16 protein-coding genes are annotated in these 13,963 nt (G+C 63.2%); 13 read left to right on the top strand and 3 right to left on the bottom strand.

The window, feature by feature from the left end; genetic code table 11:
- Nucleotides 1–53 precede the first annotated feature (53 nt).
- Entirely contained in the window at nucleotides 54–422 is a 369-nt protein-coding gene (locus tag HHL25_RS13535; RefSeq protein WP_169591671.1) for a YraN family protein, read from the bottom strand.
- A complete protein-coding gene (gene rsmI, locus HHL25_RS13540; protein ID WP_246701834.1) occupies nucleotides 419–1,282 on the bottom strand; it encodes a 16S rRNA (cytidine(1402)-2'-O)-methyltransferase in 864 nt (287 codons plus the stop codon). Before rsmI ends, HHL25_RS13535 begins: the two co-directional genes overlap by 4 nt.
- 299 nt (nucleotides 1,283–1,581) lie before the next feature.
- Between rsmI and dnaN the strand changes: the two genes are divergently transcribed.
- The 7 genes from dnaN (at nucleotide 1,582) to HHL25_RS13575 (ending at nucleotide 6,615) form a co-directional block, all read left to right on the top strand.
- On the top strand, nucleotides 1,582–2,700 hold the full coding sequence (dnaN, locus tag HHL25_RS13545) for a DNA polymerase III subunit beta (protein WP_169591680.1): 1,119 nt from the start codon (nucleotides 1,582–1,584) through the stop codon (nucleotides 2,698–2,700).
- A 123-nt stretch (nucleotides 2,701–2,823) separates the two neighbouring features.
- Entirely contained in the window at nucleotides 2,824–3,417 is a 594-nt protein-coding gene (gene pmtA / locus HHL25_RS13550; protein ID WP_169591684.1) for a phospholipid N-methyltransferase PmtA, read from the top strand.
- 9 nt (nucleotides 3,418–3,426) lie between these two features.
- Nucleotides 3,427–4,017, top strand: a complete 591-nt coding sequence (locus tag HHL25_RS13555) for a histidine phosphatase family protein (RefSeq protein ID WP_169591688.1) — start codon at nucleotides 3,427–3,429, stop codon at nucleotides 4,015–4,017.
- On the top strand, nucleotides 4,014–4,706 hold the full coding sequence (pyrF, locus tag HHL25_RS13560; protein ID WP_169591693.1) for an orotidine-5'-phosphate decarboxylase: 693 nt from the start codon (nucleotides 4,014–4,016) through the stop codon (nucleotides 4,704–4,706). Before HHL25_RS13555 ends, pyrF begins: the two co-directional genes overlap by 4 nt.
- Nucleotides 4,707–4,877: 171 nt before the next feature.
- Nucleotides 4,878–5,165 carry a DUF1330 domain-containing protein gene (locus HHL25_RS13565; RefSeq protein WP_169591698.1) on the top strand — a complete coding sequence of 96 codons (288 nt, stop codon included), beginning with the start codon at nucleotides 4,878–4,880 and terminating at the stop codon, nucleotides 5,163–5,165.
- A 119-nt stretch (nucleotides 5,166–5,284) separates the two neighbouring features.
- Nucleotides 5,285–6,265 (top strand): complex I NDUFA9 subunit family protein, encoded by a 981-nt coding sequence (locus tag HHL25_RS13570; protein WP_169591702.1) that lies wholly within the window; start codon nucleotides 5,285–5,287, stop codon nucleotides 6,263–6,265.
- Between the two features lie 191 nt (nucleotides 6,266–6,456).
- Nucleotides 6,457–6,615 carry a hypothetical protein gene (locus HHL25_RS13575; RefSeq protein ID WP_028738715.1) on the top strand — a complete coding sequence of 53 codons (159 nt, stop codon included), beginning with the start codon at nucleotides 6,457–6,459 and terminating at the stop codon, nucleotides 6,613–6,615.
- A 66-nt stretch (nucleotides 6,616–6,681) separates the two neighbouring features.
- On the opposite strand, the gene HHL25_RS13580 is transcribed toward HHL25_RS13575, so the two are convergent.
- Nucleotides 6,682–7,500, bottom strand: a complete 819-nt coding sequence (locus HHL25_RS13580) for an undecaprenyl-diphosphate phosphatase (protein ID WP_169591707.1) — start codon at nucleotides 7,498–7,500, stop codon at nucleotides 6,682–6,684.
- A 149-nt stretch (nucleotides 7,501–7,649) separates the two neighbouring features.
- Here HHL25_RS13580 and HHL25_RS13585 point away from each other — a divergent pair, with 149 nt between their 5' ends.
- From HHL25_RS13585 to HHL25_RS13610, 6 genes are all read left to right on the top strand, one after another.
- The gene (locus tag HHL25_RS13585) at nucleotides 7,650–8,342 is read left to right on the top strand and encodes a glutathione S-transferase family protein (RefSeq protein WP_169591712.1); all 693 of its coding nucleotides are present in this window, start codon (nucleotides 7,650–7,652) and stop codon (nucleotides 8,340–8,342) included.
- Nucleotides 8,343–8,354: 12 nt separating this feature from the next.
- Nucleotides 8,355–9,509, top strand: a complete 1,155-nt coding sequence (queG, locus tag HHL25_RS13590) for a tRNA epoxyqueuosine(34) reductase QueG (protein WP_169591715.1) — start codon at nucleotides 8,355–8,357, stop codon at nucleotides 9,507–9,509.
- A 4-nt stretch (nucleotides 9,510–9,513) separates the two neighbouring features.
- The gene (locus HHL25_RS13595) at nucleotides 9,514–10,407 is read left to right on the top strand and encodes an SDR family oxidoreductase (protein ID WP_169591719.1); all 894 of its coding nucleotides are present in this window, start codon (nucleotides 9,514–9,516) and stop codon (nucleotides 10,405–10,407) included.
- Nucleotides 10,408–10,750: 343 nt separating this feature from the next.
- A complete protein-coding gene (locus HHL25_RS13600; protein WP_169591723.1) occupies nucleotides 10,751–11,113 on the top strand; it encodes a septal ring lytic transglycosylase RlpA family protein in 363 nt (120 codons plus the stop codon).
- A 100-nt stretch (nucleotides 11,114–11,213) separates the two neighbouring features.
- Nucleotides 11,214–12,503 (top strand): RsmB/NOP family class I SAM-dependent RNA methyltransferase, encoded by a 1,290-nt coding sequence (locus tag HHL25_RS13605; protein WP_169591727.1) that lies wholly within the window; start codon nucleotides 11,214–11,216, stop codon nucleotides 12,501–12,503.
- Nucleotides 12,504–12,637: 134 nt separating this feature from the next.
- Entirely contained in the window at nucleotides 12,638–13,918 is a 1,281-nt protein-coding gene (locus tag HHL25_RS13610) for an imelysin family protein (protein WP_169591732.1), read from the top strand.
- Nucleotides 13,919–13,963: the final 45 nt, after the last annotated feature.

A 13,963-nucleotide genomic window follows, 5' to 3' on the forward strand; every position in this document is an offset into this window, starting at 1 on the left:
ACGTTTTATGTCATTTCAATTACAAGAGTCGCAAATACGAAAGCGAAACGAAATTAAAACGCACCTTCGAAATGGCGGGGCATCTTCCAGGGCATGACGGCAACGATATCGTATCGTAGCAACAGCCGCGCTACATCCGGCTGGCGGGCAAGCCAATAGTCACTCGCCGCACGAATCCGGAGCTGACTGGCAAAGGTAACCGCATCGACAGCGGCCATCGCATTTCCCCGAGCCTTGACCTCGACGAAGGCAACCAGTTCGCCACGGCGGGCAATGATGTCGATCTCACCTGCCCTGACGCGGTAGCGCATGGCGAGGATGCGATAGCCCTTGGCCATCAGGAAAAGTGCCGCACCCCATTCCGACCAACGTCCCCGACGTTCGGCTCGCTTTCGCTTGTCGGGCGTGGCGAACCTGCTCATCCCCCACCCTTGAGTTCGAGGAGCCGCTGATAGAGATCCTTGCGCGGCAGTCCGGTGATCCGGGCCGCCTCGGTCGCCGCCTTCGCGGTCGGCAGCCCGACCGCCAGTTCGCCGAGCAGGCGGTCGATCTCACCCGCCTCCGGGGCCGGCTTTTCCAACGGTGGCCCGACGACCAGCACCACTTCTCCCTTGACCGCAAGATCGGCATAACGTTCCGCAAGATCGCCGAGACTGCCGCGGCGGAACTCCTCGAAGGTCTTGGTCAGTTCCCGGCAGACGGAAGCCTGGCGATCGGCTCCCAACTCATCGACGGCGGCGGCGAGCGTGTCGCCGATCCGGTGCGGGCTCTCGAAAAAGATGAGCGTTGCCGGAACATCCCTGAAGACCGACAGGCGTTCGCGCCTGGCCTTGTCCTTGGTGGGCAGGAAGCCGGCGAACAGAAAGGCGTCGTTCGGCAATCCGGAGCCGACGAGAGCGGCAAGCGGCGCAGACGCGCCGGGGATCGGCACGACGCGATAGCCGGCCTCGATCGCCTGCTGCCCGAGACGATAGCCGGGATCGGAGACCAGCGGCGTCCCGGCATCCGACACGAGGGCCACCGACTTGCCGGCGCCGAGCGCAGCGATGAGGCGCGGACCGGCCTCGTTGGCATTGTGCTCGTGATAGGCATAGGGCTTGTTCTGGATGCCGTAGCGATCCAACAGGACGCGCGTGACCCGAGTGTCCTCGCAGGCCAGGACGTCCGCGCCGGCCAGCGTTTCCAACGCACGCAGCGTGATGTCACCGAGATTGCCAATCGGGGTTGCGACAAGGTAAAGCGCGGGCTCGAGCGGGCGGGCCTCGACCGCCGTATCGTTCAGCCGATAGGTCCGCCGGGACTGTCCGGCCTCCTCTCTGTCTTCCGTCACCCTGGCCTCGCCCCGTCTGTTCGTCTTCGGTCCCCTTATCGTCCAGCCCCGGCGATTGGGCAAGAGCGGGGCTCCGGGTCGCCGCGTTAGCCATTGCACCAATTTGGTGCGGAGCGGTCGCAGCTAGCTCTTGCAATTCATGCGCAATTCCTGCCATTTTGCCCGTCCACATTGTCCGGCCCTTTCCTGTGGCCGGGAGGAGCAGTGCGGCCCGACACCCGGGCCGCGACAGGTCGAAAGCGGTAGCGTCCATGCGTATTACTCTTGAACGGTCCAACCTTCTCAAATCGCTGAACCACGTGCATCGCGTGGTCGAGCGGCGCAACACGATCCCGATCCTGTCGAACGTGCTGCTGAGAGCCGAAGGCGCGAGCCTCGCCATGAAGGCGACGGACCTGGACCTCGAAATCACCGAGGCGACCCCGGCGATGGTCGAGCAGGCCGGCGCGACCACCGTTCCCGCCCATCTTCTTTACGAAATCGTCCGCAAGCTGTCCGACGGCTCGGAAGTGGCGCTCGCCACCACTCCGGACGGCTCGTCGATGACGGTGACGTCCGGCCGTTCGAAGTTCTCGCTGCAGTGCCTTCCGGAAACGGACTTCCCGGATCTCACCGCCGGCAACTTCACACACTCCTTCAAGCTGAAGGCATCGGATCTCAAGATGCTGATCGATCGCACCCAGTTCGCGATCTCGACCGAGGAGACCCGCTACTACCTCAACGGCATCTTCCTGCACACGATCGAGGCCGGCGGCGCGCTCAAGCTGCGCGCGGTCGCGACCGACGGCCATCGCCTGGCGCGTGCCGACGTCGAGGCCCCGTCCGGTTCGGAAGGCATGCCGGGCATCATCATTCCGCGCAAGACGGTCGGCGAACTGCAGAAGCTGGTCGACAATCCCGAGCTCATCGTCACGGTCGAGGTTTCGGATGCCAAGATCCGGCTCACCATCGGCGAGATCGTCATGACCTCCAAGCTGATCGACGGCACGTTCCCGGACTATCAGCGCGTCATTCCGGCTGCCAACGACAAGGAAATGCGCGTCGACTGCCAATCGTTTGCCCAGGCCGTCGACCGCGTCTCGACGATTTCCTCAGAGCGTGGCCGCGCCGTGAAGCTGGCATTGACGGACGGCCACCTGATGCTGACCGTCAACAACCCGGATTCGGGCAGCGCGACGGAAGAAGTGGCCGTCGGCTACGAAAGCGATCCAATGGAGATCGGCTTCAACGCCAAGTACCTGCTGGACATCACCGCCCAGCTCTCGGGCGACGACGCCATCTTCCTGCTTGCGGATGCGGGTTCTCCGACCCTGATCCGCGACACGGCGGGCGACGATGCGCTTTATGTCCTGATGCCGATGCGGGTCTAAGACTAAAAACGCACAGGCAATCTTGCCGCTTGCGGCATTGTGCCTTGTTTTTGCGGCAAACCCGAACAACATTCATGAAGCGCGGATGACACGCGCTTCGGGGCTAGAGTGAGGGATTGGGCCATGGTGCGACGCTTGAAGGAACGGTTCGAGAAGAAGTTCGACGACGAAATCCGCTTCTTCAAGGGCATGATGCAAGGCCCCAAGACCGTCGGCGCTATCGCCCCGACCTCTTCCATCACGGCTAGGCGCATGGCGAGCGTCGCCAATCCCCATTCAGGTCTTCCGGTTCTCGAGCTCGGCCCAGGCACCGGTGTCATCACCAAGGCGATCCTCGAGCGCGGAGTTAAGCCGAAGGATCTCGTCTCGATCGAGTATTCCGAAGACTTCTACGAACATCTGGTCCAGGCCTTTCCGGGCGTGAACTTCGTTCACGGCGACGCCTTCGACCTGAAAAAGACGCTCGGCGAACGCGCCGACCAGAAATTCGACTGCGTCATCTCCGCGGTGCCGCTCCTCAACTTCCCGATGGCGGACCGGATCGCGCTTCTCGAAACGCTTCTCGATCACATTCCGCCGGGACGCCCGGTGATGCAGATCTCCTACGGACCCGTCTCGCCGATCCTTGCCAAACCGTCGAGCTATCACATCCAGCATTACGACTTCGTCGTGCGCAACATCCCGCCGGCGCAGCTCTGGGTCTATCGCCGCAACTGACGGCGCCCGATGTTCGGTCTCTACATCACCCACCCGCAGGTCAGGATCGACCCCGACGTTCCCGTGCCGCAGTGGGGGCTGTCCGAGATCGGCACCGCACGCGCCCGCCTGGCGGCATCGCGTCCCTGGGCCGGGTCGCTGAAGCGCATCGTTTCGAGCGGCGAGACCAAGGCGATGGAAACGGCGGACATTCTCGCGCGAGCCGCAGGCATTTCCTACGAAATCGTCGAGGCCATGCACGAGAACGACCGATCTGCCACCGGATTCCTCACGCCCACGGAATTCGAAAAGGCGGCAGACTGGTTCTTCGCCCATCCCGACGGCAGCTTTCACGGCTGGGAAAGGGCGATCGATGCACAAGCCCGCATCGTCGCAGCGGTCGAGGCAGTGCTTGCCGACCACGACCCGCGCCAGCCGATTGCCTTCGTCGGGCATGGCGGGGTGGGCACGCTGCTCAAGTGCCATATCGAGGGCCGGACCATCGCGCGCAGCCAAGACCAGCCGGCCGGTGGCGGCAATCTCTATGCCTTCACTCTTGCGGATCGGCGCGTCGCATGCGACTGGACGCCCATCGAAGACTGGAAGGGGATGCAACAATGACGCCAAGAGACCGCCTGATCGTCGGCCTGGACGTACCGACCGTCCGGGAAGCGGAAAAGATCGTCGACACGCTCGGAAACGAGATCCTGTTCTACAAGATCGGCTACCAGCTGGCCTTTGCCGGAGGCCTGGAATTCGCCCGCGAACTCGCCCAGTCCGGCCGGAAGATCTTCCTCGACATGAAATTGCTCGACATCGACAACACGGTGGCATCCGCGGTGGAGAACATCGCGAAGATGGGCATGTCGATGCTGACGCTGCACGCTTATCCGAAGGCCATGCGCGCCGCGGTCGCTGCGGCGAAAGGTTCCGACCTCTGCCTGCTCGGCGTCACGGTGCTGACGTCCATGGACGAGCAGGATCTGGTCGATGCCGGCTACGAATACGACCCGCACACCCTCGTCTTGAAGCGCGCCGAGCAGGCGCGCATCGCCGGTATGGGCGGCATCGTCTGCTCGGCCGAGGAAGCGAACGCGGTGCGCAAGGTGATCGGTCCCGACATGGCGCTCGTCACCCCGGGCATTCGCCCGCTCGGCGCGGACAAGGGCGACCAGAAACGGGTCATGACGCCCGCGGACGCGCTGAAGGCCGGCTCCAGCCACCTCGTGGTCGCCCGCCCGATCGTCAAGGCGGCCGACCCGAAGGCTGCGGCCCAGGCGATCCTTGCAGAGATGGCTTCGGCGCTCTGACGCGCCGGCCACCCCTGTCCCCGCGACAACCATCCCACTTTCGCGAGGCGCCCGAGAACAAGCCTGTTAACCAGGCGGGACCAGCGGCCGAAACTACGGTCCGAAATGCTTGACCGGGGGCGAAATTTCCGGAATTAAACCACCACAACCAGTCACAGATGGATAGAAGCTATGGCCAAGGGCTACTGGATCGCGCGCGTCGATATTCGTGACGCTGAACGCTACAAGGATTACGTCTCTGCCGCGAAGCTGGCATTCGAGAAACACGGCGCCAATTTCCTCGCCCGGGGCGGCGAGTTCACCGAGCTCGAAGGCAAGGCGCGTGCCCGCAACGTGGTGATCGAGTTCCCGTCTCACCAGGCCGCTGTGGACTGCTACAACTCGCCCGAATACCAGATCGCCGCCAAGATCCGCCAGGAAGTGGCCGACGCGGAAATGGTGGTCGTCGAAGGCATCTGAGCTTCGACCTTTTTCGAAGGGTCGCGACCGCCGACGGCCCTTCCGCTTGACCGGCGATTCGGCTAAAGACTGCTAGATCTTCAGCGCATTCTGCGCACGCCTATTCTAGGGAGCCCATCATGACCTTGTCCAACCTTCCGCCGCTCGTCACCGTGTTTGGTGGCTCGGGCTTCGTCGGGCGCCATGTGGTCAGGGCTCTGGCCAAGCGCGGTTACCGTATCCGCGTCGCAGTGCGCCGTCCCGATCTCGCCTTCTTCCTGCAGCCGCTCGGCAATGTCGGGCAGATCTCCTTCGTCCAGGCCAACCTGCGCTATCGTGCGTCGGTAGACAAGGCCGTGCAGGGTGCAGACCATGTCGTCAATTGCGTCGGTATCCTGTTCGAAAGCGGCCGCAACAATTTCGATGCCGTGCAGGATTTTGGCGCCCGTGCCGTGGCCGAAGCCGCCCGCTCGGTCGGCGCCAAGCTTACCCATATCTCGGCCATCGGCGCCGATGCCAAGTCTGAATCGCTCTACGCCGCCTCAAAGGGCCGCGCCGAGGCCGCCGTGAAGGCGATCGTTCCGGATGCCGTGATCCTGCGCCCGTCGATCATCTTCGGGCCGGAAGACGGCTTCTTCAACAAGTTCGCCGCCATGGCCAAGATGCTGCCCGTGCTTCCGCTCGTCGGCGGCGGCAAGACGAAATTCCAGCCGGTGCATGTCGAGGATGTGGCCGAGGCTGTCGCCCGCTCCGTCGACGGCAAGCTCGCCGGCGGCAAGACCTATGAACTCGGCGGCCGCGACGTGCTGAGCTTCCGCGAATGCATGGAGACCATGCTCGCCGTGGTCGACCGCAAGCGCCTCTTCCTGCCTCTGCCCTTCGGCATCGCGTCTCTGATCGGCAGCCTCTCTTCGCTGATCCCGTTCGTGAAGCCCGCACTTACCAGCGACCAGGTCAAGCTCCTGAAGAAGGATAACGTCGTCTCCGAGGCCGCCAAGGCCGAGGGGCGCACGCTCGAGGCAATGGGAATCACCCCGGTTACGCTTGATTCGATCCTGCCGACCTATCTCGTCCATTACCGCCCGCACGGCCAGTTCACCGGCTCCGGCAAGGCGGCCTGAGCCTCCAAAGGAACCCGGGAGGCCGTCTCTGCGTTGCACAAAAGACGCAGTGACAAAATCCCTGCGTTAACGGGCGATTCAGCAAGATCTACTATTGATGGCTCAGCCGGCAACGCGTAAACAATCCGCAAATTCGGGCGCGGCAAGCAAAGCCTGCGACGAACAAAGTATCATCTCATAGGGGCCTATTCATGGGTAAGTCTATCGCACTGTTCTTTGCGTGTGCGGCACTGGTCATCATCGCCGGTTCGTTCCTGGCACCGTCCACCGTTGCCGCCCGCAAGGGCAACTGCGCTCCCGCCTATGGCGTGGACCCCTGCAGCACCGGTTCGATCTCGGTCACGCAGTAAGCCTGCAGCCGACATCCCGATCAAAAAAGGCCGGCTTATCGCCGGCCTTTTTCGTATCCGTCCGCCTCAGGCGGCGCCACCAATCCCCAACATCAGACCGGCCAGCCCGAGCACACCGACGACAATCCGCCACCAGGCGAAGAGCGCGTAGCCGCGCTTCGAGACGAAATCGAGAAGCGCCTTGACCACCAGCAGCGCCGACAGGAATGCCGCGATGAAGCCGATGCCGATGATCGCGCCATCGTCGAAACTCAATGCATGGCGGTTCTTGTAAAGATCGAGGGCGAAGGCGCCGACCATCGTCGGCATGGCAAGGAAGAACGAGAACTCGGCGGCCGAGCGCTTGTCGGTACCGAGCAACAGCGCGCCGACGATCGTCGCACCCGAGCGCGATGTTCCCGGGATCATCGCGAGACACTGGCAGAGGCCGATCTTGAAGGCGAGCGACAGAGGGTAGTCGGTAACCTCGGTGTATCTCGGCGTCAGCTTGAGCTTGTCTACCCAAAGCAGCACGAAGCCACCGAGGATCAGCATCACGCAGATCACCATCGGGGTCTCGAACAGCACGCTCTTGATGAAGTCGTGGGCGAGCGCCCCGATGATCGCCGCCGGCAGGAAGGCGACCAGGATTGCCGCAACGAAGCGGCGGCTGCCCGGATCGGTCGGCAATGCGACGGCGATCAGGAAGAGCTTGCGGAAATAGACGCTGAGGATCGCCAGGATCGCGCCGAGCTGGATGAGCACTGCGAAGGTGTTGCCCGGGGATTTGAAGCCGAGAAAATGCCCGGCCAGCAGGACATGGGCCGTCGACGAGACCGGGATAAATTCGGTCAGACCCTCGATCAGGCCCAGGAATAGCGCACTGAGAATGGATTGATCTTCCATGGAATATCCTTGCGGGGAGAAGCGGGAGGAAAATTGCGATTTGCTTGTATTGCGACAGCCAAGCCCCTATAGCTTGGAAGCCGTGGTCATGGCCAGCCGCAAGTCGCGCGCCATGCCGGTGCCCAAACGTCATAGAAGTCCGAGTGACAATGCCGACATTGTATCATCACCCCATGTCCACTGCGTCCCGGTTCATCCGGCTGGTGCTCTCCGAATACGGCTTCCAGGTCGATCTCGTCGAGGAACAGACATGGGAAAAGCGCCGGGAATTCCTGTCTCTCAATCCCGCCGGAACGCTGCCGGTCTATGTAGATGACAATATGCGCGTTTTGTGTGGCCCGGTCGTCATCTCCGAATTTCTCGACGAGACCCACGGCGTGCTGAAGCGCGACCGCCGGCTGCTGGCGGAAGACCCGTTCCAGCGCGCCGAGATCCGCCGGCTGACCGAATGGTTCCTGCAGAAGATGGAGCAGGACGTCACCAAGCCGCTGGTCCGCGAGCGCGTCCACAAGCTCCTGATCCCGAACGGGCTGGGCGGCGGCGCCCCGGATTCGAAGGTGCTGCGCACCGCTCGCGGCAATATCCGCCAGCACATGAAGTATCTGAGCTGGCTGTCGGGCTCGCGTCAGTGGCTCGCCGGCGACCGGCTGAGCTATGCCGACCTTGCTGCCGCGGCCTCCCTGTCCGTCCTCGACTATCTCGGCGAGATCGAGTGGTCGGAGTTCCCGATCGCCAAGGAATGGTACCAGCGACTGAAATCGCGGCCTTCCTTCCGGCCGCTTCTCGCCGAGCGCCTGCGTGGCCTCACCCCGGTATCGCATTACGCGGACCTGGACTTCTGACGGGTGGCGGCCATGCCGGCGGAGCAGGCCGATCAGAAGAACGAGAAGCGTCGGGCGTCCCTCACCGCCTTCCTGAGGCAGGAGGCAGCCGCCCAGGGCTTTGATCTCTGCCGCATCACGCTCCCCTCTTCGATTCCCGAGGCGCCGCAAAGGCTGGCCGACTATATCGCCGCCGGCTATCACGGCACGATGGCGTGGATGCCGGAAACCTATGAACGCCGTTCCGATCCACGGGTCCTTTGGTCCGAGGTTCGGTCGATCGCGATGTTCGCGATGAATTACGGGCCGGACCTCGATCCCCGTGACTTGCAGGACCATCCCGATAAGGGTGCGATCTCGGTCTATGCGCGAAATCGCGACTACCACGACATCATGAAAGGCAAGCTCAAGGAGATTGCCACCCGCTTTGCCGCGCGTGCCGGCGCCGACGTCAAGGTCTTCGTCGATACCGCGCCCGTGATGGAAAAACCGCTGGCCGGCGCCGCCGGGCTCGGCTGGCAGGGCAAGCATACCAATCTGGTCAGCCGCGAATTCGGCTCCTGGCTCTTCCTCGGCAGCCTGTTCACAACCGCCGATCTCGAGATCGACGACGCGGAGATCGATCACTGCGGCTCGTGTCGGGCCTGCCTCGACGCCTGCCCCACGGAGGCCTTTCCGGCGCCCTACAGGATCGATGCGCGCCGCTGCATCTCCTATCTCACGATCGAGCACAAGGGCACCATCGATCCCGCACTGCGGCCCGCCTTCGGCAACCGCATCTATGGCTGTGACGACTGCCTGTCGGCCTGTCCGTGGAACAAGTTCGCCCGGCAAGCCAGCGAAATGAAGTTGAAGGCCCGCGACGATCTCCTCGCGCCGGATCTCGCCTCTTTCCTGGCGCTCGACGATGCCGCATTTCGCGCGCTGTTCAGCGGTTCTCCGGTCAAGCGCATCGGCCGCAACCGCTTTGTGCGCAACTGCCTAATTGCCGCCGGCAATTCCGGGGCCGGCGTGCTGGTCGGGCCGTGCACGTCCCTGCTCGACGACGCGTCGCCGGAGGTGCGGGGCATGGCGGTCTGGGCGCTGTCACGGCTGCTGCCCGGCGATACATTCGCCGTGCTTCGCCAGGCACGCCTGCCGGGCGAGGCGGAACCGGACGTCAGGGAAGAATGGACAAGGGTGGAGTGAGAGCATGCGCGTGATGATCTTCGGAGCCGGTTACTCGGGAAAGGCCATCGGCCGGCTTCTTGCTGAGGGCGGTCACCATGTGGCCGGCACGACCCGAAGCGCCGACAAGCAGGCGGCCCTTGCCGGTTGTGGCATTACGCCCTTCCTGTTTGATGGCGCCGGGCTGAACGCCGATCTGCGAGCCGAACTTGCGGGCGTCACCCATCTCGTCCAGTCGATCGCGCCGGGACGGGAGGGCGATCCGCTGATCCGGATCTTTGCCGCGGAAGACCTCCGGTCGGTGATGCCGAAGCTGGAATGGATCGCTTATCTCTCGACGGTCGGCGTCTACGGTGATCATGGCGGCGGCTGGGTTGACGAGGATGCGACGCTGAAACCCGTGTCGCAGCGTTCTGTGGAGCGTGTCGAGGCCGAGCGCGCCTGGCAGGAGCTGGCCGGCCGGCACGGCCTGCCGCTTGCGATCCTGCGCCTCTCGGGCATCTACGGTCCCGGGCGCAACACCTTCGTCAACCTCAACAACGGAACGGCCCGTCGCCTCGTCAAGAAGGATCAGGTGTTCAATCGCATCCGCGTCGAGGATATCGCCGCGGCGACCGCCTTCCTTGCGGCGGACAACCGGCCGGGGATCTACAACGTCACCGACAGCGAACCCTGCCCGCCGCAGGATGTCGTGACGGAAGCCGCGCGCCTCATGGGCGTCGCGCCGCCGCCGGAACAGGATTTCGACAGCGCCGAGCTGAGCCCCATGGCACGCTCCTTCTACGGCGAAAACAAGCGGGTCTCCAATGCCCGCCTGCGGGCGCTCGGTTTTGCCTTCCGCTACCCTGACTATCGCAAGTCTCTGGCGGCTCTGTGGGCTGGCGGACGCTGGAACAAAGACCCGGCGGGCGCGTTCTGAAGAGACAAGCGACCTCCAGTCGCGCGATCCACCGCCGTTTGCCCCCGAAATTTCACATTTCGGGCGGCAAATGTGGCGTGGTGGAATTTTTTTTCGTCATTTTCTTCGTGATCGCCCCATTTTGGGATTCACTCGGAATGGCGTTCCGCTTTTCGCCTGTAAACAAACCGTTTTTCCAAAAAGTTACCAAAATCTGAACTGGATCGATCGATCGCTATCGATCACAAATGTTACATCGCGAAACATTACGTGATCACCAAAAGGCACGTTTTTGCCATTTTTCGCCTCGTTTTAGCGTCGCCAAGCAAATTTTGGCTCGTGTCAACGACTAGGGAAATGCACATTGACGAATATCCGGCGCTCTACATTCACCGCGGCAACAATAATTGCACTTACTGCTTTCCTGCCGCTGTCGGCCCATGCGGCCTCTTCATGCGGCGGCGCGTCCTGGTATGCGCTCCATTCGAAGACAGCTTCCGGTGAACGTATGAACCCGTCGAACCTCACCGCAGCCCACAAGTCGCTCCGCTTCGGCACCAAGCTCAAGGTCACCAATGCCAAGAACGGCAAGAGCGTGGTGGTTCGCATCAACGATCGCGGCCCGTTCATCCGCGGCCGGGTTCTCGACCTTTCGAAGGCTGCCGCCCAGAACATCGGCATGATCCGCTCCGGCCACGGCAAGGTCTGCTACGAAATCATCGGCTGATCCGGTCCGCCGCGCCCATTGCATTCGACCGGCCGCATAGACGCTTGCTCTTCAAACGGTTCGCCGTTACCACGCTCTCTTCGAGCTCAGGAGAATGAACATGCGTTTGGGCGGCCGCCTTGCCGGTGCGATCGAAGTACTGGATGACATTGAAGCGCGGCGTCGCCCGGTCGCCGACGCGTTGAAGGACTGGGGCCTAGCCCATCGCTTCGCCGGCTCCGGCGACCGTGCCGCGATCGGCAACATCGTCTACGACGCGCTTCGCATGAAACTCTCCCATGCCTGGCTGATGGACGACGACAGCGCAGCCGCGCTCGGCTGGGCAGTCCTCATTCGCCAATGGGGCTACTCCCCCGAACGGCTCGCCTCTGAATTCGACGGCGACAATTTCGCCCCTGCACCGCTGACTGACGCGCAGATCGCCGCCATTACCTCGCGACGGCTCGAAGACGCGCCGCTTCACGTTCAAGGCGACATTCCCGAATGGATCCAGGCCTCGTTCGAAACAGCTTTCGGCGATAACTGGATCGAGGAAGCCCGGGCGCTTGCCGGCCGGCCGACGCTCGACCTCAGGGTCAACACCCTCAAGGCCAATCGTGACAAGGTTCTGAAGGCGCTGGATCGCGCCGGCGCCCAGGCAGCGCGCATCGCCCGCTTCGGGATGCGGGTGGCTGCCGGCGAAGGGGCCTCGCGTCTGCCCAACGTCACGGCCGAACTCAGCTTCCAGAAGGGCTGGTTCGAGGTGCAGGACGAAGGCTCGCAGATCGTCGCCGATCTCGTCGACGCGCGCGAAGGCGATCAGGTGCTGGATTTCTGTGCCGGCGGCGGCGGCAAGACGCTTGCCATGGCAGCCGCCATGCACAACAAGGGCCAGGTGCACGCCTATGACGCGGATCGCAAGCGGCTGGCCCCGATCATCGAACGGCTGAAGCGCGCCGGAACCCACAATGTGCAAGTGCATGACAGCGCCAAGGGGCTCGCCGCCATCAAGGGCAAGCTCGACCACGTGCTGGTCGATGCGCCCTGCACCGGCACCGGCACCTGGCGCCGCCGCCCCGACACCAAATGGCGTCTCACGGCTCGTAACCTCCAGGAACGCGTGAGCCAGCAGCAGGAAGCGCTGACCGAGGCGTCCGCCTATGTCCGGCCGGGTGGCGAACTTCTCTACGTCACCTGCTCCCTCTTGCCGGAGGAAAATGATGCGCAGGCAAGCGCCTTCTGCGCCGCCAACCCGGAGTTCTCGATCGCTCCGGCGCTCGAAACCTGGGACAAGCTGTTTGCCAAGGATGCGCCCCGCCCGCTGTCGCAGAACGGCCTGACAGTAACGCTCAGCCCGGCATCGACCGACACCGACGGCTTCTTCTTCTGCCGCATGCGCCGCAAGGGCTGACGGGCCGCACCTTGACGAAAGGCAAGCCGTCGGCCGGATTGCGATACTGGACTATTTGACACCAGTTTCATTTTCGGCCAAGACAGCTCCGTTCGTTCACACGGAGACGGCGCCTCGGCGTCAAAGGAGAGACCATGTCCCGGAAAACCATCATCGGCGCGTCGCTCGCGCTTCTGGTCGCGTCGGCAACGTTCATGACCGGTCCGGCCGCAGCCGCCACCGATCCTGCAGCCGTTCTGAAGCATTATGCAGAGCTGGCGCATGCCAAGTACGAGGACGCGCTGGTTACGGCGAAAGCCCTGGACGCTGCCATCGACGCACTGATCGCGACCCCGAGCGAAGACACGCTGAAGGCCGCCCGCGCCGCATGGATCAAGTCCCGCGTGCCCTACCAGCAGTCGGAAGTCTACCGCTTCGGCAACCCGATCGTTGACGACTGGGAAGGCAAGGTCAACGCCTGGCCGCTCGACGAAGGCCTGATCGACTATGTGGATGCGTCCTACGGCAGCGAAAGCGACGAGAACTCGCTGTTCATCGCCAACGTGATCGCCAATCCGAAGATCAAGATCGGCGGCAAGGATGTCGACGCGACCAACCTGACGCCGGAGTTCCTGTCGGAGACCCTTCATGAAGCAGGCGAAGTCGAAGCCAACGTCGCCACCGGCTATCATGCCATCGAATTCCTGCTCTGGGGACAGGACCTCAACGGCACCGGCCCGGGCGCCGGCAACCGCGCTTACACCGACTTCGACACGAAGAACTGCACCGGCGGCAATTGCGATCGCCGCGCGGCCTACCTGAAGGCCGCCTCCTCCCTGCTCGTCTCCGATCTCGAGGAGATGGTGACCGCCTGGGCTGCGGATGGGGAGGCGACCAAGCATGTCACCGCCGATCCGAAGGCCGGTATCGCCGCCATCCTGACCGGCATGGGCTCGCTCTCCTATGGCGAGCTTGCCGGCGAGCGCATGAAGCTCGGCGTCCTGCTGCATGACCCGGAAGAAGAGCATGATTGCTTCTCCGACAACACGCATGCCTCGCATCTCAACGATGCCGTCGGCATTGCCTCGGCCTACACCGGCGAATACACCCGCGCCGACGGCACGAAGCTGACCGGCCCGTCGCTTTCCGAGCTCGTCGCCGCGAAGGATGCGGCTCTCGACACCGAGATGAAGGCGAAGCTGACCAAGACGCTGGACGCGATGAACGCGATGGCTAAGCGTGCGGAAACGGTCGAAGCCTATGACCAGATGATCGGCGAAGGCAATGCCGAGGGCAATGCCACCGTCCAGGCCGCCATCGACGGCCTGATCGACCAGACCAAGACCATCGAACGCGTCATTGCGTCGCTGGATCTCGGCAAGATCGAGCTTGAAGGCTCCGACAGCCTGGATAATCCTAACGCCGTGTTCCAATAAGACAAAGGCGGGCCACCGGATCGATCCGGTGGCCCGATTTTTATC

Source organism: Rhizobium terricola, assembly GCF_012927355.1.
GTDB lineage: Bacteria > Pseudomonadota > Alphaproteobacteria > Rhizobiales > Rhizobiaceae > Allorhizobium > Allorhizobium terricola.